The 25,095-nt window shown below is 27.1% G+C and carries 31 protein-coding genes; 3 read left to right on the top strand and 28 right to left on the bottom strand.

Annotation, left to right across the window (positions count from 1 at the left end; genetic code table 11):
• Positions 1–2 precede the first annotated feature (2 nt).
• From B0175_RS04885 to B0175_RS04765, 25 genes are all read right to left on the bottom strand, one after another.
• A complete protein-coding gene (locus tag B0175_RS04885; protein WP_108527534.1) occupies positions 3–752 on the bottom strand; it encodes a flagellar biosynthetic protein FliR in 750 nt (249 codons plus the stop codon).
• Positions 752–2,686 (bottom strand): flagellar hook-length control protein FliK, encoded by a 1,935-nt coding sequence (gene fliK, locus B0175_RS04880; protein WP_108527533.1) that lies wholly within the window; start codon positions 2,684–2,686, stop codon positions 752–754. Before fliK ends, B0175_RS04885 begins: the two co-directional genes overlap by 1 nt.
• A 12-nt stretch (positions 2,687–2,698) precedes the next feature.
• Positions 2,699–3,163 (bottom strand): flagellar basal body rod protein FlgC, encoded by a 465-nt coding sequence (flgC, locus tag B0175_RS04875; protein ID WP_108527532.1) that lies wholly within the window; start codon positions 3,161–3,163, stop codon positions 2,699–2,701.
• Positions 3,164–3,177: 14 nt separating this feature from the next.
• Entirely contained in the window at positions 3,178–3,498 is a 321-nt protein-coding gene (gene fliE / locus B0175_RS04870; RefSeq protein ID WP_108527531.1) for a flagellar hook-basal body complex protein FliE, read from the bottom strand.
• A gap of 11 nt (positions 3,499–3,509) precedes the next feature.
• Positions 3,510–3,893, bottom strand: a complete 384-nt coding sequence (locus B0175_RS04865; protein WP_108527530.1) for a hypothetical protein — start codon at positions 3,891–3,893, stop codon at positions 3,510–3,512.
• Between the two features lie 62 nt (positions 3,894–3,955).
• Entirely contained in the window at positions 3,956–4,780 is an 825-nt protein-coding gene (locus B0175_RS04860; RefSeq protein ID WP_108527529.1) for a P-loop NTPase, read from the bottom strand.
• Between the two features lie 2 nt (positions 4,781–4,782).
• A complete protein-coding gene (flhF, locus tag B0175_RS04855; RefSeq protein WP_108527528.1) occupies positions 4,783–5,934 on the bottom strand; it encodes a flagellar biosynthesis protein FlhF in 1,152 nt (383 codons plus the stop codon).
• Positions 5,931–6,326: a hypothetical protein gene (locus tag B0175_RS04850; RefSeq protein WP_108527527.1), complete on the bottom strand. Its 396-nt coding sequence runs from the start codon at positions 6,324–6,326 to the stop codon at positions 5,931–5,933. The genes flhF and B0175_RS04850 overlap by 4 nt, the downstream gene beginning before the upstream one ends.
• Positions 6,310–6,687: a hypothetical protein gene (locus B0175_RS04845; protein WP_108527526.1), complete on the bottom strand. Its 378-nt coding sequence runs from the start codon at positions 6,685–6,687 to the stop codon at positions 6,310–6,312. The genes B0175_RS04850 and B0175_RS04845 overlap by 17 nt, the downstream gene beginning before the upstream one ends.
• Positions 6,688–6,701: 14 nt before the next feature.
• Positions 6,702–7,004 carry a rod-binding protein gene (locus B0175_RS04840; protein WP_108527525.1) on the bottom strand — a complete coding sequence of 101 codons (303 nt, stop codon included), beginning with the start codon at positions 7,002–7,004 and terminating at the stop codon, positions 6,702–6,704.
• 1 nt (position 7,005) lies between these two features.
• Positions 7,006–7,875, bottom strand: coding sequence for a FliM/FliN family flagellar motor switch protein (locus B0175_RS04835; RefSeq protein WP_108527524.1), 870 nt, complete (start codon positions 7,873–7,875; stop codon positions 7,006–7,008).
• Positions 7,876–7,890: 15 nt separating this feature from the next.
• On the bottom strand, positions 7,891–8,202 hold the full coding sequence (locus B0175_RS04830) for a flagellin (protein ID WP_108527523.1): 312 nt from the start codon (positions 8,200–8,202) through the stop codon (positions 7,891–7,893).
• Positions 8,203–8,249: 47 nt separating this feature from the next.
• Complete coding sequence (locus B0175_RS04825) at positions 8,250–10,316, bottom strand: tetratricopeptide repeat protein (RefSeq protein WP_228156069.1); 2,067 nt, start codon at positions 10,314–10,316, stop codon at positions 8,250–8,252.
• On the bottom strand, positions 10,303–10,629 hold the full coding sequence (locus B0175_RS04820; RefSeq protein WP_108527522.1) for a hypothetical protein: 327 nt from the start codon (positions 10,627–10,629) through the stop codon (positions 10,303–10,305). Before B0175_RS04820 ends, B0175_RS04825 begins: the two co-directional genes overlap by 14 nt.
• A 53-nt stretch (positions 10,630–10,682) precedes the next feature.
• Positions 10,683–12,914: a flagellar hook-basal body complex protein gene (locus B0175_RS04815; RefSeq protein ID WP_108527521.1), complete on the bottom strand. Its 2,232-nt coding sequence runs from the start codon at positions 12,912–12,914 to the stop codon at positions 10,683–10,685.
• 102 nt (positions 12,915–13,016) lie between these two features.
• Positions 13,017–14,768, bottom strand: a complete 1,752-nt coding sequence (locus B0175_RS04810) for a flagellar hook-basal body complex protein (RefSeq protein WP_108527520.1) — start codon at positions 14,766–14,768, stop codon at positions 13,017–13,019.
• Positions 14,769–14,783: 15 nt separating this feature from the next.
• Positions 14,784–15,461 carry a flagellar hook assembly protein FlgD gene (locus B0175_RS04805; RefSeq protein ID WP_108527519.1) on the bottom strand — a complete coding sequence of 226 codons (678 nt, stop codon included), beginning with the start codon at positions 15,459–15,461 and terminating at the stop codon, positions 14,784–14,786.
• An 11-nt stretch (positions 15,462–15,472) separates the two neighbouring features.
• Positions 15,473–15,760 (bottom strand): FliM/FliN family flagellar motor switch protein, encoded by a 288-nt coding sequence (locus B0175_RS04800; protein WP_108527518.1) that lies wholly within the window; start codon positions 15,758–15,760, stop codon positions 15,473–15,475.
• Between the two features lie 49 nt (positions 15,761–15,809).
• Positions 15,810–16,544, bottom strand: coding sequence for a FliH/SctL family protein (locus B0175_RS04795; RefSeq protein ID WP_108527517.1), 735 nt, complete (start codon positions 16,542–16,544; stop codon positions 15,810–15,812).
• Positions 16,544–17,557: a flagellar motor switch protein FliG gene (gene fliG / locus B0175_RS04790; RefSeq protein ID WP_108527516.1), complete on the bottom strand. Its 1,014-nt coding sequence runs from the start codon at positions 17,555–17,557 to the stop codon at positions 16,544–16,546. The genes B0175_RS04795 and fliG overlap by 1 nt, the downstream gene beginning before the upstream one ends.
• Positions 17,558–17,569: 12 nt before the next feature.
• Complete coding sequence (fliF, locus tag B0175_RS04785) at positions 17,570–19,294, bottom strand: flagellar basal-body MS-ring/collar protein FliF (protein WP_108527515.1); 1,725 nt, start codon at positions 19,292–19,294, stop codon at positions 17,570–17,572.
• A gap of 17 nt (positions 19,295–19,311) precedes the next feature.
• Positions 19,312–19,710, bottom strand: coding sequence for a flagellar basal body rod protein FlgB (gene flgB / locus B0175_RS04780; RefSeq protein ID WP_108527514.1), 399 nt, complete (start codon positions 19,708–19,710; stop codon positions 19,312–19,314).
• Entirely contained in the window at positions 19,710–20,429 is a 720-nt protein-coding gene (locus B0175_RS04775; protein ID WP_108527513.1) for a flagellar hook-basal body protein, read from the bottom strand. The genes flgB and B0175_RS04775 overlap by 1 nt, the downstream gene beginning before the upstream one ends.
• Positions 20,430–20,443: 14 nt before the next feature.
• Positions 20,444–21,367, bottom strand: coding sequence for a hypothetical protein (locus B0175_RS04770; protein WP_108527512.1), 924 nt, complete (start codon positions 21,365–21,367; stop codon positions 20,444–20,446).
• A 14-nt stretch (positions 21,368–21,381) separates the two neighbouring features.
• Positions 21,382–21,753 (bottom strand): response regulator, encoded by a 372-nt coding sequence (locus B0175_RS04765; protein WP_108527511.1) that lies wholly within the window; start codon positions 21,751–21,753, stop codon positions 21,382–21,384.
• Positions 21,754–21,913: 160 nt separating this feature from the next.
• Here B0175_RS04765 and flgG point away from each other — a divergent pair, with 160 nt between their 5' ends.
• Genes flgG through B0175_RS04750 form a run of 3 tightly spaced genes read left to right on the top strand, consistent with a single transcriptional unit; the run spans position 21,914 to position 24,040 of the window.
• Positions 21,914–22,702: a flagellar basal-body rod protein FlgG gene (gene flgG / locus B0175_RS04760; protein ID WP_108527510.1), complete on the top strand. Its 789-nt coding sequence runs from the start codon at positions 21,914–21,916 to the stop codon at positions 22,700–22,702.
• A gap of 19 nt (positions 22,703–22,721) precedes the next feature.
• A complete protein-coding gene (locus tag B0175_RS04755; protein ID WP_108527509.1) occupies positions 22,722–23,093 on the top strand; it encodes a hypothetical protein in 372 nt (123 codons plus the stop codon).
• 2 nt (positions 23,094–23,095) lie between these two features.
• Positions 23,096–24,040, top strand: a complete 945-nt coding sequence (locus B0175_RS04750; RefSeq protein WP_108527508.1) for a hypothetical protein — start codon at positions 23,096–23,098, stop codon at positions 24,038–24,040.
• Here B0175_RS04750 and rimM read toward each other — a convergent pair.
• The 3 genes from rimM to rpsP are packed head-to-tail and all read right to left on the bottom strand — an operon-like array spanning position 24,037 to position 25,054.
• Entirely contained in the window at positions 24,037–24,573 is a 537-nt protein-coding gene (rimM, locus tag B0175_RS04745) for a ribosome maturation factor RimM (protein ID WP_108527507.1), read from the bottom strand. The two genes, B0175_RS04750 and rimM, sit on opposite strands and share 4 nt — an antisense overlap.
• A complete protein-coding gene (locus B0175_RS04740) occupies positions 24,574–24,813 on the bottom strand; it encodes a KH domain-containing protein (RefSeq protein ID WP_004511332.1) in 240 nt (79 codons plus the stop codon).
• Between the two features lie 13 nt (positions 24,814–24,826).
• A complete protein-coding gene (rpsP, locus tag B0175_RS04735) occupies positions 24,827–25,054 on the bottom strand; it encodes a 30S ribosomal protein S16 (protein WP_004511333.1) in 228 nt (75 codons plus the stop codon).
• Positions 25,055–25,095 lie beyond the last annotated feature (41 nt).

Genomic DNA, 25,095 nt, shown 5'->3' with positions numbered 1-25,095 from the left:
CTCTATTCAAATTTTGTAATAAAATAATTTATAAAAGCATCAGCAAATATTTCCATTCCTAATATTAAAAATATAAATATTAGTGCAAATTTAAGTTGAAAAGTAATAATAAATGGTGAAAATGCTGGCATTGATTTTGTACCATATCCATAATATACATCCATGATAAAACCTATAAAAAATAGTGGTAAAGCAAAAGCAAAAGCAAATGAGAACATTCTTTTTATTTCATCTATTGCAAGTTGTATTCCATCGTAAGAAAAAACATTAAAACTTCCTAGATGTATCATCGTAAAACTTTTTGCCAAAATTACTAAAGTCATTTCATACATTCCTGTTTGAAAGAATAACATTAAAGCAATCCAAAAAAGAAGTTTTGCCACTAATCCTTCTTGAGAATTTGTTGTAGGATCAAACATCATAGCCATAGATAAGGCAGTTGAATATTCTATAAATTCTCCAATAATTCTAACTGCTGAAAATATTATATTCACAAGCATCGCAGCAACTAATCCCAAAGTTATTTCAGAAACTAAACTTATTATAAAATTGTTTTGATTTATACTCGTAACAATATCAACAAATGGATATATAAATATCGTAAGATAAAAAGAAAAAGCAACTCTAACCGTTACATTAATTGCTGTATGTCCAAAAACTGGCATAAAAACAACAAAAGCTAATATTCTAGCAAATAAAAGAAGAAATTGATAAACAGTTTGTTCATTAAGTAAAGATAATAGTTCTTCCATTACATATAATCTAAACTATCATCTCTATCTCTATTTTCTTCTTTTAATTTTAGAACTGATTGAGTATCAATTTTATCTTCATATTTTCTATTTTGTTTATTTGAAGATTGCTGTTGTCCACTTCCACTATTACTTTGGCTAGAAGAACTAAAATCAAGATTAAATTGAGTATTTTCATTGAATGTTTTAGATAAAGAGTTTCTTAAAATATTTTGATTATCTAGCAACGTATCTAAAGTTGTGACATTTGACACGCTCATGCTTATATTTAAGCTATTATTTTTATCATTTTTCATTAAAATAGCAATACTACCAAGCTCAACTGGATTTAAATTAATTTTAAATACTGTAACTGGTGGCTTATAGTTTTCATACATTTGTCTTGCAACATCTGACATCATTTGAGACATTTGTTGTTTAGCACCAATAATTCTTGACTGTAGATTATTTAATAAAGTTGGACTAACATCAATTGTTACATCATTTGAAACATTTAATGTATTATCAAGTAAAGCATTACTTGCTTCAACAGATTGAGTTATTAAGTTTTTTACATCAGCACTTCTAATATTTTTTTCATTAAGCATTGTATCTAAAATATTTTTTTTCTCATCACTTAAATTTACGTCTTGTTTTGTACTTTTTAAAGTTTGCATAAGATTATCTTGTTCAATAGAAACGTCATCTAATTCTAAATTTAGTATATTTGCACTCTTTTCTATATCTTCAAGTGAAATTGAGCCATTTTGCAATAATTTCATAGCTTCATTTTTATTAAATAAGAATTGATTAACCATGGAATTTTTTTGTTCACCTAAATAAAGGCTTGAAACAAAATCTTTTGAATTTGAAATAATAGTCTTTTCTTGTACTAAAGCTACATTTTCTGTATCTTGCATTTCTGTAATACTGTTTTCACTATTTTTCTCAATTAAATAGTCCATTAAACTTTTTTTAGGTTCAACTTTTTCTTCTATTTTATTCTGAACGACTAACTTTTTATCCTCAACTACTGGAGATGAAACCAATGCATCATCTATAATTTGAGTATTTATAGAAGGTTCAATCTTATTATTTTCAATAACAATACTTTCATCAGGAGTTATCACTTCTGGAAATTCTTGTGAATTAAGATTTAAAATTATTTTATCTTCTGATTTTGTTTGTTCTTCTGTCTTTATTTCTTTTGTTTTTATTTCTTTTTTATCATTATCAATTTTTAAATCATTATTAGAAAGATTTTTTATATCTATATTCTCATTATTTGTTTCAACAACTTGAACTTTATTATCTATTTTTATATCATTTATATCTATGTTTATTTTTTCTTTTATTTTATTTTTTGTTTCTAAAATAGGTTTTTCAATATTACTTATTTCTTCAATATTTTCTCCAAGAACTATATCTTCACTATTTGTTTCTGGTATTATTACTGTTTCTTCGTTCGTTATTAAGCTACTATTTTCTTCAACTTTTTTATTATCAGAAGTTAGTTCATTTTCACTTTTTTCTAAATTTCCAACCAATTTATCTAAAGGATTTTGAGGAATTCCATTTTCTTCAGAAATTTCACTTTTTGCTTCAATAACTAATCTATCTAAAAGGGATGTTGATTTTTGAGTTGTTTTATTATTTTTAAAATTTTGAGAAGATGGTATTTCTTTTTCTTGCGTTTTATTTTCAGTTTTATTTTCAGAGTTTTCAAGGTCATTATCTTCTACTTTTAAAGTGTCTAATGATTCTGCTTCTTCTAAAATATTTTTTTCTGTTGGTTTTATTTCTTCTTGTGATTTTTCAAGTTTTTTAGTAGAATCACTCAATAAAGAATCAAATAAAGATGGCGTTTCTTTTACTCCATCATCCTTAGAAGTTGATGTTGGGACATCTATTGATGTAGTCTTGTTCTGTACAAAAACATCTACTAAACTTGCCATTTATCTATCTTTTTATGAATTTAATATTTCTAAAGTTTTACTATCAATACCTCTATGAGTATTAAAAGAAGTCACATTTGCTTCGTAAGATCTCATAGCTTCTATTAAATTTACCATTTCAATAACTGGGTTAATATCAGGATATGCTACATAACCTTTTTCATCTGCATCAGGATGAGTTGGATCATATTTTAAAACTGGTTCAGCATCAGATTGAATTATCTTTCGTACACCTACACCTCTTAAAGAATATTCTGAAAGCGGCGAATTAGTAGTTTCAATATCATTTGCATTTGTTCTTTTATTTGTATTAGCAACTAATACATCTTCAAAAACAACTTCTTGCTTTTTGTAAGGACCACCTTCTGCTGTATGAGTTGTCTTAGCATTTGCAATATTTGCACTTACTACATTTATTCTAGTTCTTTGAGCACTCATTCCAGATGTTGCTACATTATATCCATCAAAAAAACCCATAACAACTCCTTCAATTAGATTTGCATTCTCATAACTTCTCTATAAGCACTTATAGCTTTGTTTTTAACCTCTAATGCCAATTTCATAGTTAATTCTGCTTCTTCAATTTTTTGTACTGCTTCTTGAAGATTTACAACCTTTCCTGTTGCAATCTCTTTCATTGAGTCATACCCTTTAATTTGTGTATCATTAACATCATTAACCGCTCCATCAAGTAGCTCTTGAAAAGATTTTCCTGCCAATTCACCATTTTCATTAGATTGTGTTTCTTGAACAGCATTCAAATTTATCTTTAAAGGATTTAATGAGTTTAAAGAATTTATTGTACCAATCAAATTTTACTCCTTTAACTAGCTTTATCTTGAATTTGAGTATCCTCATTATTTTCTACACTAAATTCATCATTATTTGCACTATCTTTATTTATTTTATCTGCGTCTTTAGTAACAAGCTGATTTAATAAAATATTTATTTTTTCTTCATTATATTTAAAATCAAATTCTGCTTTTTTATTTTCAAGACTAAAAGAACTTACCATAAAAGAAAGCATCAAATTACTCAATCCCTTTAGAATTATCGTAATCAAAATACTACCTAATATCATCTCTATTGGGCTAAATAATTCTGAATTCACTACAAAAAATATTAAAGTTGCAAAAAAACCAGTTGCAATATATATTTTAAATATACCACTATTTATTAAATTTTGAGAAAATCGTTCTATTACCATTTTACAATCTCTCTTGAAAAACAGAATTATTTAAAGTAATTTTTAACATTTAAACAACTCCTTTATTCAATATTTTTTAATATATTTTCTACGACTCTATGCATTTGTTTTGTTATTTCATCAACAGGAAACTCATTAACAAACAATTTTCTTAACCTTCCAGTTACCGAGATATTTTCTGAACTAGATATGCTACCTAAATATTTTATCATAAAATCTTCTTTAAGTCTATTCTTTTTTGCCAAATTTGATAAAGAATTTGTAATTGTCTCTCCAACTTGGTAATTTTTTGTATGATTAAAACATAACATTAGACTATTTTTATCAATAGCTAACATTTTCAATAAAGAATAAACATCAGTTAACGCACTTGGATCTGTTGTTGTAATTGCTAAAATATTTTCAGATACTGACAAAAATTCTTTTACATAATCATTTAATCCAGCACCTGTATCAACTACTAAAATATCAAATTGATTTAAAGAAATTATGTCATTTATAAGCCTTGTAAATACAAAACTATTTGTACCAGAAGCATATTCATAACCACTTTTACCTGCAACTAAAAAAATATTTTTATACTTAGTTTCTAAAATAATCTCATTTAAACTTTTTTGCCCATTTACATATTCAAATAAAGTACACTGAGGCTTAATATCAAATAAAACTTGCATATTTGCCAAACCAATATCAGCATCCAATACTGCAACTTTTAAATTCCTTTGAGCTAATAAAAAAGCTATATTAGCAGTAAAAGTAGATTTTCCTACACCACCTTTTCCAGAAGTAATTGTTAAAAGTTTAGTTCTAGAATTTTGAATATTTCTTTTTATTTTATTGGTAATATCTATTAATTTACTAGCTTGTGATAGTTTTGCATCAAGCACAATTATCTCCTAGCACACTCTTGATTCATAAAACAATCTATTAAAAAAGTAGCATCAGAAACTATTAAATCATCAGGAACATTTTGTCCAATAGAAAAATATGTAATAGATTTTTTTGTTTTATGAGCAAAAGAGATTAGATTTCCAAAACTTCTTGTTTCATCTAGTTTTGTAAAAGTTAAATAATCTATATCTAAAATTGAATAATTTTTATAAACTTCTAATAAATCACTATGTTTAACATTTGCAGGAAGTACCAAAATTTTCTCTATTGGTAATTCTTCAACTTTTTTTTGGTATTCATTTATAAGTTCAATTTTATCTATATCATATTGACTAGAACCAGCTGTATCAATAAATATATAATTACAATCTTTTAGTCTTAAAAGTGCTTCTGATAAATCATCAGGCTTTTTTACAATTTCTAAAGGTAACCTCATAATATTTGTATAAGCTTGTAGTTGTTCAACGGCTCCAACTCTAAATGAATCTAGAGTAACAATTCCAACTTTGTAATTTTGTCCTAATTTATAAGCATATCGTGCGGCCAATTTTGAAATTGTTGTAGTTTTTCCAACTCCAGTTGGTCCTACCATCATTATAATTTTTCTTTGCTGTGGTCTTAAAGGAACTTCATGCTTTATTGGAATAACTCTTCTCAAAATTAATTTAAAAAAGTCATTTATTTTTTTTGGATTTGATTTTAAAGAAATTGGAAGTTGTTTTATAGTTTTTTTCATAATTGAATAAGTCATTTCTTGATCAAATTCATTTTTCTCAAAAATATCATACATTGGAGCAAATTCAGGAGGAATAGTTAAATCAAAAAGTTGACTTTTGGGATCCCAAATTGATTTTTGAACTTGTTCTAGAAGATGTTGCATTTTTAGAATTTCTTCTTTAAAATCATAGACTTGTGCTTTTATAGCTTCTTGATTTTCATTTGCTTTAGTAATTGCAGATTTTGTATAAACTAAATTCTTTTTTGTATCTTCATCTTCAACGGCTACTACAATTTCATACATATCTTTATTTAAGCCATTTGCATTGGCTATTTTTTTTGTAGATATTACTATTGCATCTTCACCACATTCTTCTTGAGCTTTTCTTAATGCAACTGTAGGAGTTTCACCTAAAAAAGAGAGTTTATTCATTTTAATCTTCCATCTTTATATATTTGTTCTATTGTTCCATCTAAGTTTTTTATTCTAATAAACTCACTATTTTCAAAAATTATTTTTCCTTTTTTTTCAATTTTTAATCCACCAAAATTAAAAACAATACCTTCATTTTCTAAGCCTTTAACATCTTTTTCACAAATAATTGTATTTTTATTTATATAATGTGTAGTTATGAATTGACTACTTTCTAACTGTTGTAAAGTCAAAGGATTACAAGTTTTACCAATAGTTTCAACCTCTTTCACTATAACATTTGAAGTATCAATCTTCTCTTCATATTTTAGAGCATCTTTTGAAATTAATACTGTAATAGCGAAAAGGTAATTAGTTAATATTAAAGATAAAAAATTAAGCTTTAATATCAAAAATTTGTCCTCCTTGCTTTGAAGCAACATCATCTATTAATTCTTTATACATTTGTTGAATTGGCAAAACAATAGAAGCTAGTTTTTTATTTAATTCATTTAAATCTTTCAAATTAGTTTCTAAAGAATCAACCTTTGTTCTATAAATGTTAACATCAACACCTGCTTGAAGTTTTTTTATTAATTCTTGATTTAAATCTTGTTTTAAATTTGTTATTTCTTGAATAATAGAAAGTTTTTTATCATTTCTTTTTAAAAGTTCTTCCTGCTTTGCAGCTTTTATATCTTCAATATCTAAATTTATTGAATCTTTCAACTCATCAATCAATTTGTTCATATTCTCAATAATAACTTCTATCATAAAAAATCCTACTTTTATTTTTTATTATTTTGACTTAAAAAGTCATATAACATATCACTAATTCCAAAAGTACCTGTTGAATTATCAGCAATAGATTGTAAATACATACCTTTTATTATATCTGAGCCAGTTCCCTCACCGGCAACTGCTGTATCTTTTAAAGAAGTATTTAATATTTGATTTAAGAAAAATGCTTCAAAATCGTTACTAACTTGCCTTAAAGCTTTATCTTCTTTTAAAGATTCAGTATTTACATTGTCAAATTTATTTGTTTGAAAGATATCTTTATTTATCAGATTATTACTATTAATTTCCATTTTATAATCCTATTTTATCAATTTGAAAATCTTCATTTATGATTCTTTTAATTTTTAAACCAAATTTTCCTTCAACAATTACAGCTTCACCTTCTCCAATTTTTACACCATTTATCAAAATTTCAAGTGGTTCATTTACCATTTGCTCAAGTTCTATAATTTCTCCAACATCCCATCTTAAAATATCTTTTAGTAAAACTATTTTTGTTCCTAATCTTACACTTAATTTTAGTTTTACATTATACAAGAGTTCTAAGTTTTTTGAAGTAGGTGAGAGAGAAGAGTTACTATTACTCCCCGTATTATTTGAAAGTGGTGTAGATGGTACTATTTGTATTTTTGGTTCTTCTTGATGAATTCCCGTTATTGAAGAAAAGTATGGTAAAAGAAGTTTATCAAAAACAATAATAAAAGGGTATTTTTCTTCGTCTAAACTAACTATAAATTCATATGCATCATCTTTTGCAGACAAGACAGAATTTTCAACTTTTATTGTACTTTTTATTTCAGCTTTTATAGAACTAACATCATGTAAACCTTGTGCATTTACTGATGTTGAAAAACTACCACAAATGTTTGATATTATCTCATTTATTGCATCTGTTGTTTCATCATCAATTGTCTCTTTTAAATCACCCATCCCACCAAGCATTAAATATTCAAATTTTGTTGCGCTTAGAGTTGGAACATAAAAATGGATTCTCGAAGACAAACCTTTCATGTCAAGTTTTACATTACATTCAATAAGTTGCCCTAAATTTGTATCATTTTTAAACTTTTCAACACTATCAACTTTTGTTTTTTTTGATAACAGCTGTTCCAGTGTATTTGAAAGTTCATTCTTTAGTATATTTGATAAATCTGATGCCAAAATATTACCTTTATATTATCTATCTTGTTTTTCTAATTCTTGTAAAAGGAAAGCCTTTACTTTCATCATATCTTCAGTTGGGTATTTATATTCTGCTTCACCTCTAGTTACTTTCACAAAGAAATCTTTTGACTCTTTGTTATAACCAAATTGAACATTATCAATAATTACCTCATTTAACTCCGTATTAGGAAGTTTACTCGAGTTTTTTTTATATTCATCTTCTTGAATAACTTTATTTTGTTCATCTACTGTACTAACTTTTTGAGCTTTCTCTATGTTATTTTCTTTTGCATTATCTACTTGTGCAACTCTTCCAATTTCCATAAGATTCTCCTACGTGTGAGTAATTGTCTTTTATTATAACAAAAAAATTATAAAGATTGTAAATATTCATCAAATCCTATCATCTGAAAATCAATTAATGGATTTTGATATTTTATATTTAAAAATTGTTTTGCACTATTAATATTCAAATTTTGTATTAATTGAATAGCTGTTAAAAAATCTGTGTCAGTATCTTTATAAAATGCTTTTATTAAAGATATTTGAATAGAAGCATCTTCATATCTTCTTGCTTCTAGATATGCAGCAACTGTCAAGTACATAGTAAATCTATTATCATATTTATAATTATCTCTCAAATAATTTAAACTTTGTATAGCATCTTCTTCTTTATTTAGATACAAATTTCTCATAACTGTAGTTAATATGTATGTTGGGCTCTTATTTCCTTCAATATAAAAATCTGCTCTAGAAAAAATACCCAAAGCTTTTAATATATCAATATAGTATTTAGGAATAATCAAAGCACCTTGTAAAAAATTATTATTATAAATTAAAGGGATATTATCTTGTATTCTTGAATAATAAGTAAAATCATTTTCTTGAGGTTTTCTTTGTATTAATTTTATTAGATAAATTAAAGGATCTCTTTCATATTCATCAAGTAATTTATGATTATATAAAGATTTGTTTGCATCCATTGTTTTTAAAAAGTCTATTGCTTTATAGAACATTGTATTTTCATATTCATATGAAGGTTCATTTGAAATATATTGAGTATTTACAAATAATTTATAAATTTCTTTTGCAAAATAGCTATATAATCCTCCACTATTTCTTATATTTGTATCTAAATATTCTTTTTGTTTATCATCTATTCCTAGTGATGTTTTACTTGCAGTGATTAGATACATAACAGAATATAGTTTATTACCTGGATTTAGTTTATATGCTCTTTCAAAATATTTACTTGCATTATAAATATCATTAATTTGTGCATAAGATAAAGCCAAATTATAGAACATATAAGCTCTATTATTTTCTGCTTTTTTTATTAATTCATTTAGTTCATTTACTCTTAAAATAGGATCTTCTTTAACAATCTTTAAAAATTTTGAATTATATTCGACCATATCTTCTAAGTTAGTAACATTACTTTGTTGGCTATATATAAACCCTTTTACTGAATCATATATTATCTCTTGTGAATCAGAAAATACAAAAGGTGCAAAATAATAAATAAAATCTAACTTTCTTGTTTCATCAAATTTCAAAACAGATTCAAAGTACTCTTTTGTACTATATAATTCTTTATTAAAAAAGATTTGAAGTGGAAGTTCTGTATTAACTTTAAATTTTGATTTTCTACTATTTATTAAATCTAAAGTTAATTTAACATCTTCAAATTTATTTAGTTTTAAATCTACAAAAGTTGATATCCACAAAATTTTATCGAAAGTCTGAGGATCTTTTTCTATCTCTTTCAATTTTTTAAGAATTGCTGCTGCTTTTATATATTGATTAAGTTTTATATATATCATTGCTTTTTTTAAATCTAGAGAATAACTCATAGCATTTAATGCCCCTAAAGCATTTTTATAATCCTTCACAATAAGGTATCTATTCGCTAACTCTTTTAAAATTGAATCCTTTATATCTGTAATAACTTGTTTATGATCACTTAATTTATTACTATTTTGAAATATTGTTACTAAATCAACTATATATTTATCATCTTTTGTTATCTCATATAAATAATAACAAGCTGATATAAAAGAAAAAGTTTGATTTACAAGATTTGACTTTTTTTCATATATTTTACTTAAATACTCTTTTGAGAGTTCAATATTTTCTAACTTGTAGTAGGCAATTCCTATATTTAAAAGTGATGGGATCTCTATAAATGAAGAAGTTTTTTCAAAAAGTTTTATAGCTTCTTCATATTCGCCTTTTTTTAAATGTAAAACTGCTTTATTAAAATCTACTTGTATTTCTAAATTTTCTTGAGAATCCAAAAGCCTATCAGTTTCAAAAATAATTTCGGGTTGAGATTCTAATAAATCATTATTAGCATATAAAATAGAGTTAAAAAGAAAAATACTAAAAAGTATTTTATATACTAATTTTCTAAGTATTTGTATCTTAAACAATAGCATTAACTTGTGCAAAAAGTTCTTCATTTCTTTTTTGTAAATCATTAATTTTATTTTTAAGATTTATATTTTCAAGCCTTAATGCTTGTAAATCATCTCTTGCAACTTGTAAATTCTCTTGATTTGTTTTTAAAGTGTTTGTACCAATTTTTACTTGTTTTTCATATCTTTCAATTAAAGCCTCAAGCTTAACCATATCTTCTTCTACAATAATTTTTTCTTCATTCATTTTTTTATACATAGAACGATACACATTTGCACTAGAGATAAAGTATAACAATAATATTCCAAGTATTGATGATATTAAAAAATCCAAATTTCTTCCTGTATATAAAATAAAGCAAGAAAAGCCTTGCTTTATTTATAAAATTATCTTTTTAAGTTAATTAAAGTTGTAAGCATTTCATCAGCAGTTGTAATTGATTTTGCATTTGCTTCAAAAGCTCTTTGAAATACCATTAAGTTTACTAAACTTTCACTTAAATCTGCTTCACTTAATTCAAGTGTTTGTCCTTGCATACCTGATGTATTATTATTATTTATACTATAAATTGCTTTTCCAGATTCTTGTGTAGCTTGAAAATTATTATCTCCAACTGCTAAAAGTCCTTGATTATTTGTAAATCTTGCAATTGAAACCTGTCCAACAGCATACTCAACTCCACCTTCAGTTATAGTTACAAGTCCTGTTTCATCTACAGAGAAAGAACCAAATTGACTATCAGAAATTCCCAATTTATCAAGTCTTAACTGCAAACTACTTTGAGTAGTTGTTTGATCTATTCTAGTAGTAATTTCCATAAATTCCGCACCTGCACCTTTTCTTCCTGAGTAGTCTGGATTAACTTCAATTAAAGTATCATCTGTTACGATAGTAGTTGGATCCTGAATTAAAGGTAGAGTAGGTGCTGCAGGTGGAACAGCTGGATCCGAAGGATCTCTTATCCAATCTCCGGCTGGATTCGTATATGTTAATGCGGCATCAAATTCAACATCATAATTTGCATCATTTGTTTCAATAACTAAATATCCATTTACATTTTTTGCTGTTATATAATCACCTAATTGTGGTCCTGATGGTGATGTATTATTGTTTATAGCAGTAACAATATCATCTATTGAAGCATTTGGTCCAAAAGTAATAGGATATGCCTGGGGAGGGACATTTCCATCATTTGGTACAGGAATATCATATCCCAAATCTTTATCATATACAGTTATATTAAAATTATATACCCTCCCTGATGTTGTAGAATCTGCATTACCATATAAATCTTGAGTTGTATAAACACTTTGTTGATTCCCTGTAACTAATCTTGATAAAGCATCTCTCGCCTCTTCAAGTGCAGCTTTCCCAGAACCTGCTACTGCTGTTGCAGTTGATTGATAACTTCCTTTTACTGTTGTTTTAGTCCCACCTTGTAACTCACTAACCGAAGTTATTTTGAATTCTGTTCCAGGAATTAAAGACTCTATTTGAATAACTCCTTGAAGCATATCTGAAATCTCTGTTGACATTTCATAAGTACCATTAGGATCTAAAACATCTGCTGTTGGATTTGATGTATTTTTAGCTAAATAAGCTACCATTCCACCAGGCCCAGAATTTGATATTTTATCTGCTAAAGCTTTATATGTCTCAATTTTTCCTGCTACTTTATCGTAAGCAGCTATTTCTTCTTCTTCTGTAGCTGAACCTGAAACTATTGATGCTGGATCAACCAAACCATGTTGTGTTCTTTCAGCTGCACTCAATGAATCCCATATATCTTGTCTATAACTAGTTGTTGTTTTAGTTACTACAAAGTTTTGGCTATAAGTATTACCATCAATTGTAACTTCTATTGAGTCACCCTCTTTTCCAATAATTGATGTTGGTGGTAATCCTGTTTTAAAGTTTACTTGAGATACTTGTGCAGTTGAACCAGAAGAAGAAGCATCTGGATCATCTTGATATTTTGTTAACCAAGCATTATAATTTGTAATAGCTAAATCTATATCTTTTAATTTTGAAGCTTTTGTTTTCTGTCCAGCTCCTGTGAATACTGCTGTTGAATCAGAAGCAGCTGTTTCATCATAATTTGTAGTTTTAGCTGCAACTGTTTCAATAAAATCACCATGTTTGATAATAGATGATCCTACATTTTTTGTAAAATCAGTTGTAAATCTTGATACATTTGAATTTGTACTTACAACATCATTTTTTTCATCTATTGAGCTCATTGCCCAACCTTGAACTTCATATCCATCTGCTGTTTGCAAAGTTCCACTTGTTCCCATTCTAAAGTTTCCAGCTCTTGTATAAAAAGTCTCTGCTGTCCCTAAAGTATTTTGATTTATTACTGTAAAAAATCCATCACCTTTTAATGCTATATCATAGCTTGCACCAGTTATTTTCATTGAACCTTGTGTAAAAAGTTTCTCTGCATCTTGTACATATGATCCTTTACCTATTTGATTTTGATAAATTTGATCTGCAAAAGATATTCTTGAAGCTTTATATCCAACCGTATTAACATTTGCTACGTTATTTGATTCATTGTCTATTGCTGTTGTTTGAGAAGCAAGTCCTGCAACTCCAGTCCATAATGCGCCTATCATAATTTTTCCTTTATATTAAGGTTGTGATGAACATAATGTTCATACCTTAATACACACCTTTGTACTAAAGTATGAACATTATATTTTTATTTTATATTTACTCTATTTTACCATGTCTATGGCTGTTTTCAAAAAATCATCAGAAGTCGTAATAGATTTTGAACTCGCCTCATAAGCTCTTTGATAAACCATTAAAGATGTTAAAGAAGCTGAATAGCTTACATTTGATCTTTCAAGAGATTTCTCTTTTATCGTATTCATACCATCTGCATTGTAAGCAGTACCTGATGATTTTGTTGCAGCAAATTTATTATCTCCAACAGCTTCTAAGCCTTGTTCATTTTTAAACGCTGCTGTACTAACTCTTCCAACTAAAAATTTGTTATCGCCACTCGATACAAAAATAAATCCATCATCAGAAATACTTACTTCTCCAAAATCACCTTCAACTAAACCTAATGTATCTAATCTTAAATTTAATTCATTTGTTCCATAACTTCCTAAGTTAGCATATTCCATAACATTTGTTATCTCTAAAAATTTTCCACCTGCAGCTTCAACAGCTTCTTTTAAAGCATCTTTAGCACTGTCAACCATAGCCATTCCAGAACCAGTTACTGCTTCTTGTGTTATAGTAGAATTTACTCCTGTATCATTTATTTTTGCATTTGTTATATTAAATGAATTACCAGCAACTAAACTTTCAACAGTTAAAACGCCATCTTTTACACTCGCAGTGTATCCTGCAGTATTAGAGATTTTATCTGCTAAATCTTTATAAGCTGAAATTGTATTTTTAGCACTATTATAAGAAGTTTGAGCATCTGCTCTTGCTTGATAAGCTGTTTGATAATCAGTTACTGCTTGGTCTCTTTGAGCTTGTGCAGCTGCTTTTGCTGCTATTTCTGCTGCTGTAGAAGTTGGCATTGCATCAATAATCGCTTGATCGGGAATTGCTAAATATAAATCATCTACTTGAGTCTGAGTAGGAATAGTAGAAGGATCAACTAAACCAAAACTTGATTTTCCTTGTGTACTTAAGAAATTATATAAATCTTGCATATCCTGCTCTGATGCAACACCATCATTGTTAAAAGAAACACTAAAACTCTTTCCATCAATATTAAGAGAAATACTATTACCTTCGCTTAAAAGATTTGAAAATTGTGAAGAGAAATCAACTGTCGAAATTTGAGAAACAGATGCAACTGAATTTTGTGTTCCATCATACTTATTCAATTTATTTAAATAATCAGTAATCAAAGCATCAATATCGTTTATTTTTGCTTGTGCAGACTTATAGTTATCACCTTTTAAAGAAGAATCATCTGTAGTTGCTGTTTTTGTATAGTCAGTTGTTTTGGCATTTATATTACTAATCGTACCATTTCCATCATTTATATTTGTAGAAACAATATTTTTCGAATATTCTGTTGTGAACATTGTATCTTGTGGATTTGTAGAAGAGATTAATTTACTTTGAGGAACTAGTCCTAAAACATTCATTCCATCTTGAGTTTGTAGCCAACCATCTTTTGTTTGCTGAAAATCTCCAGCTCTTGTATAGTAAATTCCACCATTTTTGTCACTTACTATAAAAAAACCTGTTCCATCTATTGCCATATCCAATGTTCCACCTGAAGAATTAATATTCCCTTGGGCAAACTGTTTTGATATACTTTGAGTTGTTACACCTTTTCCATAACCACCATTAGTATATAGCATATCTGAAAAAGTTGTTTCATTTAGTTTATATGCTGTAGTGCTCGAGTTTGCTATATTATTTGATTCAACAGCAATTCCTTTATCATAGTTTGAAATACCTGAAACTCCATTCCATAACGCACTAATCATTTTTTATCCTTTTAATTAAGATATTTTTGTTATTGATGAAAATGGAATATCCGTTGTTTCGTCTGAAACCACAACTGTACTTTTTCCACTTAATTCATAATTATGATCCGTTGTTTCATTTCCATCAGCATCTTTTATTTTTAGACTTCCATCACTATTTTGTGCAGGTTTTCCTATAGAATCTAAGACTATTACTTCTCCTGTTTTTTCACCATTTGCATTATAAAGATTTCCATATTCATCATAATTTGCTGATGTTATTTCACCATCAACATTCATTTGAATTCCATTATACAAATATAACCATTCTCTAGCTTTTACAGTTAATGTTCCATCATAATTTTCTATCGATTCAACCGTATATGCTTTTAAGCTTCCATCTGACATTGTAGAACCATCTTCAATAGTTTTTCCAATTAACCCAGCAGCATTTGTCACTGAAGTTTGTTGGAATGATTGCGAAATAGATTCCAAAGTTGAAATCATTTGCATATTTGCATTTAAAGTTGACATTTGCATTTGTGTTTCAAGCATTTGAGACGAATCATAAGGCTTTGTTGGATCTTGCAACTTTAACTGCTCAATCATAAGTGTTAAAAAATCATTTGTAGTTAAAGAATCGTTACTTACACTAGTTGTATATGTGTTTCCACTTGCATCCGTTGATCCAGTCGCTGAAATAGTACTTGCCATGTTATCTCCTTTTATATCATATGTTCATCAAAGAAATATCTAACAACATTATCAGAATCCATAGCATCTTGAACTCTAACTGCTAGTTTCTCATCAATTACGATTATATCACCAGTTCCAATTATACGCGAATTCACATAAATTTCACCACCTGAACCAGCAGGTTTATGTAACGAAATAATGTCACCTTCTGTTAATTTAAGAAATTCACCAATAGATATATTAGTACTTCCTAACATAACATCTACGACAATTTCTGTATCTACTAATAAATCGTAAACTCTTTCACTTATTTCCATAATTAATACTTTTTTTTATTATTTTTCTATTATAGCATAAAAATGCTTTTTATATTACTAAATCTAAAGATTCTAACATAGAACTAACTTTTGCTTCAATGCTTCCATCAAAATTACCTAAATCGCTTGCAATTACAACTCCACCTGCAACTACATTTGAATCTTCACAAAGTTCAATAAAAGGTTCTAAAGTTAATTCAGCTTTTAGAATATGATAATCTTTTGGGTTTAAATGTATTTTCACTTTTGAAGCAGATTTTATTTTATCTAAAAGTTGAGTTATAGTTTGTTTTGCTATTTTTGAAGAATTTTCACCTACTTCAATGTTTATAATCTTTTGTGCAATTGAAATCGATGTCTTTAATAACTTCGTTTCCATTTGAAAAGTAGCTTGTTCAAAAAAAGCTGCATACTGCTTTAAATCTTTAATAGCTTTTACAACTTGCGCATCAATATCTTTACCTTTAGAAACACCTTCTTGTTCTATATTTGTAACTTTTTCTGAAATTTCATTTAATTTAATAGTTAAACTTTGTACTTCTTGTAATATAGGATCTATTTTTCCAATAATTTCATTTATTACTACTTTTTTTTCTTCTTCTCTTGCTGCTTTATTTTCTTTTAAATTATTTTTTTCTTCTGCATTATCACTTTGTTCTAATTCTTCATCTATGATTATAGTTTCTGGCTCGGGATCATTTTTTATAAAGCTTACCAATTCATATTTTTCTACATCATCTTTTTTTGATACAACTTTTGCACTTGAATATACATTTTCAGCCATTATATATTCTCTCTTTCTATTATTCCATCTTCCATCATTTTTTGTGCGACATCAAGCATTCTTCTTTGTGCAGCTTCAATATCTTTGATTTTAACTTTTGTAAGCATTTCTGATTCTTCTTTAAATCTATCTTTTACCCTTTGTGACATTGCACTTGTAACTTTTTCAATTTGTTCTTCTGTTGTATTTTTCATAGCAACTGCAACATCTGCTGATTCGACACCTTGTAAAATTTTCATAATATATTCTACATCTAGATTTAATAAATCTTCAAATACAAACATATTATCTTTGATTCTTGTTGCTAAAGAAGTATCAATACCATTAATATTTTTTAAGATATCTATCGATTTTGGTCCTAGTTTATTTAACATATCTGCAACAACTTTTACTCCACCAACATCAACAATAGAAGATAATAAAGATTCAAGTTTTCTTTCTAAAACAACTGAAATAGTTCTTACAACATCAGGAGAAACATCTTTTATTGTCGCAATTTGAATACTTACTTTAACTCTAATTTCTTCATCTAATTCCATCAATACATCTGCTGATTTTGATGGATCCATATGTGCTAAAATAACAGCTATTGTATGAGGAGATTCATCTTTAATAAAATCGCTTAATTGTTTTGGATTAATCCCATCAAGATAAGAAAATGCTTGAGAAGCCATTTTCATTCTTGATAGCTTTTCTAAAACTTCATCTGCTGCTTCTTGTCCTATTGATTTATATAAGATGTCTTTTGCAAAATCATATCCACCAGAACTAATAAAACCTTTTGTTCTAGTATAAAGATGAAATTCTTCAAGAATAGCTAATGAAACATCTTTATTTATTGAGCGTATTTGTGTAATAGCAGTTGAAATTTGTTCAACATAATCTTTATCTAAATATTGGAATATTTTTACAGTAGATTCTTCACCTATCAAAACGAAAAATCTTGCAATTTTCTCCAACATTGACATTCCTTTTAGAATATCAATATCTTCATAAGCATCTGCTACAGCCATTTACTTTATTCCTTATTTAAAATTTGCATTACCTTCACTCAGTAACAACTCTATCATTCTTGCCATTTCTGCTGGACTATTATTTATTTCTCTATCTAATTCTTCTATAAAAACTTCATATTTTGCTGCTGATTCTTCATCTAAGCCTTCAATATTATTTAAAATTTGACTTTTTACTTTAGATTTTAATCTTCCTTGAGCAGTAGCAGTATCAAATTCATTTTCATAATTAGTCAACATTTCATTAACTATATTTTCATCATCTACATCAACTTTTTTCTTATTTCCATCACCTAAAATAACAATATCACTTGAAGCAATAAATTTTTTATAGAAAATAAATAATAAAATTGCAACTATTAAATATTGTATATAATCTTTATAATCTTGTAAAATTGATTTTACTGTAGCTAAAGTTCCTGCTACCCCACTACTTTCAGCAGAATTTATTACATTTCCAAATTCGTCTACTAATTGTCCATTTTCATTTAAAGTTTTTGCACCTACAAATTTAAAATCTTTAACTGTTATTGTATCGCCTCTTCCCCTATCATAACCTATAGCATCTCCTGAAAGAGATTCTAATGAAGCTATAAATTCACCTTTATCTGGATGATCTTTTAAAACAGCAGAATCAAAAGTAACAGAAGCCGTAATTCTTTTTATATTTGTGTAATTACTATCTTTTTGAGAAATTATTTTTCGTGATATTTCATAGTTTGTAACTGTATTTGTACCTTCGCTATTTGATGATATTTTTGAACCATCTCCAACAGTTGTTGGAATTTGTATATTGTTATCAACTCCTGCAATTCCACCATTATTCGGAAGCATTCCTTGAGTATTATTTGTATTTTCAATTACTTGTTGCGAACGAATACTTCCTTCTGGACTATAAATTTCTTCTTCAATATCTTTTTTTACAAAGTCCAAAGCAACATTTACTTTTGCAACTACTCTACCAACTCCAACAACTGGTTCTAATAAAGATATGATTTTTTCTTCATAATCTTTTTCTATTTTGTCTTTATATTTATTTTGAGCAGCAGATCTTAAAGTGTTTTCTTCATCTACATTCTGCTCTAATAAATTTCCATCTTGGTCTATTAATTGAATATTCTCTTGTTTTAAATCAGGCACTGCTGATGCGATAAAATTTTTAATACCATCTATTTGTTTTTTAGTTAAATGTATTCCCTGTTTCAATGAGATAACAGCTGAAGCAGTTGTGTCAGCTCTCTTTTCTGTAAAAATTGTTTCTTTGGGAATAGCAATTTTTACATTTGCTTTTAAAACACCTGATAATGACTCTAATGAACGAGAAAGTTCACCTTCTAAAGCTCTCAAATATTTTACTTTATTTTCAAAATTTGTAGTTCCCAATGAAGATTTCTCAAAAATTTCCCAACCAACATGTTTATTTGTTGCAGCTTCACTTGTAACTAATTTAATTTTTGCAATATTAATAAATTCTTGTGATGTTTTTAAAATGAGATTATTTCCTGTTCCTGTTACAATAAACTGAATACCTGAAGCTTCTAATTCTTCACTTGCTCTCATAACATCAGCTTGAGTAAGATTTGACGCAATTGTATAATTCAATTTTTTATCTTCTGCTTTTATACTTGAATATATCAAGAAACCAACTACAATTATAAATAATAAAGCAAACCCACTTACTAAAATTATTCTTTGTGATTTATTTAAATTATTTATAAACTTTAAAAGTTGATCCATAAAATACTTATCCTAAATTAATTTTTTGATGAAGAATCAATAACTGATTTAAAAAGATTAGAGTCTCTTTTTATTGCTGCTTGAATTCCATCAAATAAAATTTTATTTTTTGATTGTTCACTCATTTGACTATCTAAATTAACATTATTTCCATCATTTTGTTCTACTAATCCAGGAACTTGAATCAATTTTTGATTTGATTGTCCTGTAAAATCAAGGTTATACATATGGTTACTTGTTGTTCTTTTTAGTTGCAGCATATTAGAATTTTTATCTAATTCCTCTTCAAATACTAAATCTTTTGTTTTATAGTTTGGAGTATTTATATTTGCTATGTTACTTGAAATAACTTTTTGTTTTTCGCCTCTAAAATTTAATTGCTCAAAAAGTTTACCTGTTACTTCACTTGCTTCCATTATCTAGTATTGCCTCCAACTTTTTCTATTAAACTCGCATTCAATTCATCTATTGTTTTAACTGCTCTTTGTGATTGATCAAATCTTCTATGAGCATCAATCAATTCAACCATTGCTGTCACAGAATTTACATTTGACTGTTCTACTGCACCTCTTAAAATTCTATTATCATTATTTTCAAAATTTTCAATTTCATCTTCATTTTTTGCCAAATATGTGTTATCACCTAATTTTTCTAAATTTGTATAAGGAGTTTTTGCAACACCAATTTGTAGTTCAAAACCATCTTCCACAACAATAGCTTCATTATCAGCATTCAAAACATTGTTTCCATTTGAGTCCACTAAAAAACCATCTAAATTTTTGAATGCTCCATCTCTTGTGTAAACAATATCTCCGTTATCATTTTGAATCTTAAAAAAAGTGTCTGGTTCATTTAATGCAAAATCTAGTTTATTTCCTGTCATAACGATAGGTCCCATTTCTGCATTCGTATATCTAGAATCTATTTTTGGAATATTATTTGTTACAACACTTTCCTTTAACATAACTTTTTGTTCATTTTCCATTTTTTGCAAATAGTAGTTAAATGTTGTTTCAGTTGTACCCTCTTGTTTAAATCCAAGAGTATTAACATTTGCAAGGTTATTACTTATCTGATCTAATCTATTTATTTGATTAATCATTGATGCAGCTAATGGATAAACACCTTGATTCATAATATTTCCTTTATTTAATCTTTTTGAGAAAATTCTGCTATTAATTTATCTAAATCTTCACCTACCAAATCTTCTGTATCATCTCCATGAATATGTTTTGCCATAGGTAAATTTGTTGTTTTACCATCATCTTCAAATAAATTATTTAAATAAATAGATAATTTTCTAATAACAGACATTACTCTTTCAATTTTTTGTCTATTTATATCATTAAATTGCATTAATTCCATTCCTTGAAAGATATGCATATCTTCATCATCAAGTAATGCTTTTAATTTATCCAATGATTCTTTCACAGTATGAGTATTTTTTAAATGTTCATCAAAGATTTTTATATTTGGAAATTTATTATTTAAAGACACTAATAAACTTGTTTGAGATGTAATAAAACTATCATATTCTTTAAATGCCTTTCTAAGCTCATTATTATTATCCAGACCTAGACTTAAAACATCAAATATTTGAGAAACTTTTTCTTCTGAATCATTTGCAACCTGACTTAATTGTGTTACAACCTTTGTATCACTTTCAGCAGGAAAAGGGAAAACTCCTTCATTTATTTTTGAAGAAGTCCAATCTTTTACAATATCATCTTCGCTTCTATCAGATTTATCATTTTCTTCAATTTTTTTGTTTTTATCAGAAGAATCTAGTTCAGTAGAAGAATTTATTTCAATATCATTCAATAGATTTTCTATTTCATTTATTTTATTATTTTTATTTGCATTATCTTCTGTTGGAATACTAGATTCAACATTTGAGAGTGCTACTACATCATCTTTATCTTTGATTTCTTCTGTTTGAGACAAAAGTTCTTCTATCTCTTTTGTATTAACTTTTGCAGGTTCAATAGTTTCTTCTGTTTGTTCACTATTTCCATCACTTGCGATGTCTAAACCGCTCATTAAAGCTTCAATATCTTCTTGACTCATACTCATGATAAAACCTTATATTATTTTTTTAATACACCATCTAATTTTTCTTTTAAAACTTCTGCATTAAAAGGTTTAACAATATAGTTATTTACACCTGCTTTTAAAGCAGTAATAACTTCACCTTTTCCACCTTCAGTTGTAATCATAATAATTGGAGTTTTTTGGTGAGTTCCCTCTGCTCTAACTCTTTTTACAAGTTCTAACCCATTCATATTTGGCATATTCCAATCTGTTAAAATTACATCATAATGCCCTTCACTAAGAAGCTTCCAAGCCTTTAATCCATCTTCTGCTTCATCAAAGTTTTCCTTAGCAAATCCTAATTGCATAACTACATTGGCAATGATTCTTCTCATCGTAGAGCTATCATCAACTATTAGAATTCTCATTTGATTCCCTTTATATATTAATATATCAATAAGCTATGCATTATATATAATTTGTTTTAAATTTTTACTTAAGATTATAAAATAATATATTTTAGATTTTATCAAAATTTAATGCTATATAAAATATAATTAATGCTATATGTAATAGAAAGGATATTCTATGATTAGAGGACTTTATACAGCAGCAACAGGGATGAATGCAATGCAACATCAAATTGATGTTACATCAAATAATATTGCAAACGTAAATACAACAGGTTTTAAAAAAGATAGAGCAGAGTTTCAAGATTTAATATATGAAACGTTAAATTATACAGCCGGACAAACAACTCAAACGACTTTAAATCCCACAGGAATTGATGTTGGACTAGGAGTTAGAATATCAAATATACAAAAAGATTTTACAGAAGGTGATTTAAAAACAACCGGAAATCCACTTGACATAGCAATTGCTGGTGAAGGTTTTTTTCAAATTACACTTCCAAGTGGAGAAATAGCATATTCAAGAAATGGTAATTTTAAATTGAATGATGAAGGAACAATAGTGAATGGGAATGGATATCCTCTTGAACCAGAAATAGTTGTTCCAGATAATGTTAAAGATATTACAGTTGGAACGGATGGTTTAGTAACAGCAAAAGATCCTCAAACAGGTGATACAATAGAATTAGGACAAATAGTTCTTGCTGATTTTATAAATCCTGCTGGATTAACTCCATTAGGAGATTCATTATTTATGCAAAGTGAAGCTTCTGGAGATGTAATACAAGGAGATCCAACAACAGAACAATTTGGAAGTTTAAAACAAGGAATGCTTGAAAGTTCTAATGTGAAATTGGTTAATGAAATGGTTGATTTAATAACAGCACAAAGAGCATATGAAGCAAATTCAAAAGCAATTACAACAGCTGATAATATGTTGGATATAGTTAATAGATTAAAAAGTTAATTAATTTAATAATTTTAAAATGAATTTGAATGAACTAAAAAAAAGACGAGAACAAAATTTCTTAGCACATAAAAAGAAAAAAAGAGCTTATTATCTCAAAAATAAAGCAAAAAATGAGATAGACTATGAAAAAGAGTTAAATAGTGGTGACTTTTTATTAAAAATGAAAAGTATTGCTTCTAAGCAAAAGCAATATATTGATAATAGAAAAGAATCAATAATAGCAAAAATAAATGATTATAAAGAGTCTAAAAGAGCTTATTATGAACAGAATAAAGAGAAAAGGCTTGAATATGACAAAGAATACAGAGAGAGAAAGAAAGAAGAATTAAAAGCTTATAGAAAAAAATATTATGAGTTAATGAAAGAAACTAAATTAAGTAAAGAGTAAAAATGCCAAACAAAGAATCAGAAAATAATAATACAAATGTTGAAGATAAAAAATCAACTGAAATTATAAATGAAGCATTGGAAGCTAATTCTGAAAATAATGTTGAACCTAAAAACAACAACTTTTTAAGAAAAATTTTAATATATGTAATTGCTTTTTTAATATCTGTTCTTGTTATAATTTCAATTTTTTATATTTTTAATTTGTTTATGTCAAAAGAAGAAGACAAAAGTACTCAAGTTGTAATAGAAACTCCAGAAAAAACTGTTGAAAATCAAACACAACCAGATCAATTACCGCAACAAGAAGAACCTAAACATGAAGAATATAGTTTTGATTTTAATACCTTAGATCCAGATAAATTAAATGAACAACTTGCTTTGTTGACAAATAAAAATATAGAACAAAGTAGATTAGAAAAAATTAAAGCTGAAAACGAAAAAAAGCTTCTTGAAGAAAAAAAACTAAATGAACCAATTTCAAAAAGTCCTGAAACTGTAGATTCAAATGTAAAAAATGAAAATATAAAAGATTCAAATGAAAATCCTAAGAATAATGCAACAGAGCAAAAAGCTCAAAATGATATAAAAGCTGATGAGAAAATAGAAACAACTCAAAATCAACAAAATATAAAAGAGCAAAATTCTACAAAACAAGATATCATAGCAGATAACAAAAATAGTAATAATAATGACTTCATAAAACTAATTAATATAGCAAAAATAAAAGGTGAATTGAAGAAAAATTTCCTAGATAAAGTTATTTCAATAAATCCAAATGTTCATTTATGTAGAGATGAAGAGAATATTATAGAGTTATATTTTGGACCTTTTTCTGATGATGAAACAAGAAAAGAGTTATATAATAAGTTAGTTTCTAAGGGTTTTAAAGAGGCTTATGAATTAGAAATGACTCAAGAAGCATTTGATAAAAGTTGTAATTATTAAGAGTTTTCTAAAATATCAAAAGAATTAATTACATCAATTCTTTTATTTTCAATATCAATATTTAAAATAAATTTATCAAAGATGTGTGGTATTAAAAAGTTTTTAGGCAAAGCTTTTTTTACAAGTTCACTATCTGTTATTATCTCTAAATAATCATTTAATGGATATCTATGTATCTCTTTTACAGTACCCAATTTTAAATTATTTTCAAAAACTTCACATGAAATTAAATCAAACCAAAAAAATTCATTTTTAGCCAATTTACAATTTTCTTTTGTTTGTTCTATAGTTGCATAAAGTTCTTGATTTGTAAGTTTTTTTGCTAGTTCTACATCTTCATAGTTTTCAAATTTTACAAGTTCTCTTGAAGAGTTATATTCTAAAACTTTTAGTTGAAGATTTCTGTTTGTGCTAAAAGTAACACCTTTTTTAAATTGCTCAGGAAAATCAGAGTCAATAAAAAGTCTTAAATGACCTTGTAGACCAACTGTTTTTCCAAGTTTTGCAACATAGATATTACTATTCATAGACAATTATTTTACTACTACTTGTATTTTATAAGAAATACCATCTTTTGCTTTACAACCATTAGCCATAGTTTTTAAAGCATTTATCATATTACCATTTTTACCGATAAGCTTGCCAATATCAATGCTATTTACAACAATCGTTATCTCAGCAAAATTATCATCAATTATCTCTTTTTTAACTGTAACATCTTCTGGTACGCCAACAATAAGTTTCGCATAATTTTCTATAAATTGAGTTATCATATTTTTCTACAAATTATTTTGAAGCTAATTTTTTAACTTTTTCAGATGGTTTTGCACCAACACTTAACCAATAGTTATATCTCTCTTCATCAATTTTTAAAACTTTTGGTTCAACAACTGGGTTAAAATAACCAATTGATTCAATCCATCCTGAATCTCTTCTTTTTCTTGAATCTGTTACAACGATTCTATAAAATGGTTTTTTATTTCTTCCCATTCTTGTTAATCTAATTACTGTCATGTTTTCTTTCCTTTTTTGAATTATAGTATTGAATTCTAAAC

This window comes from Arcobacter lacus (genome assembly GCF_003063295.1).
GTDB lineage: Bacteria > Campylobacterota > Campylobacteria > Campylobacterales > Arcobacteraceae > Aliarcobacter > Aliarcobacter lacus.
Note: the sequence above shows the minus strand (reverse complement) of the source record. Positions and strands in the feature narration are given on the sequence as shown.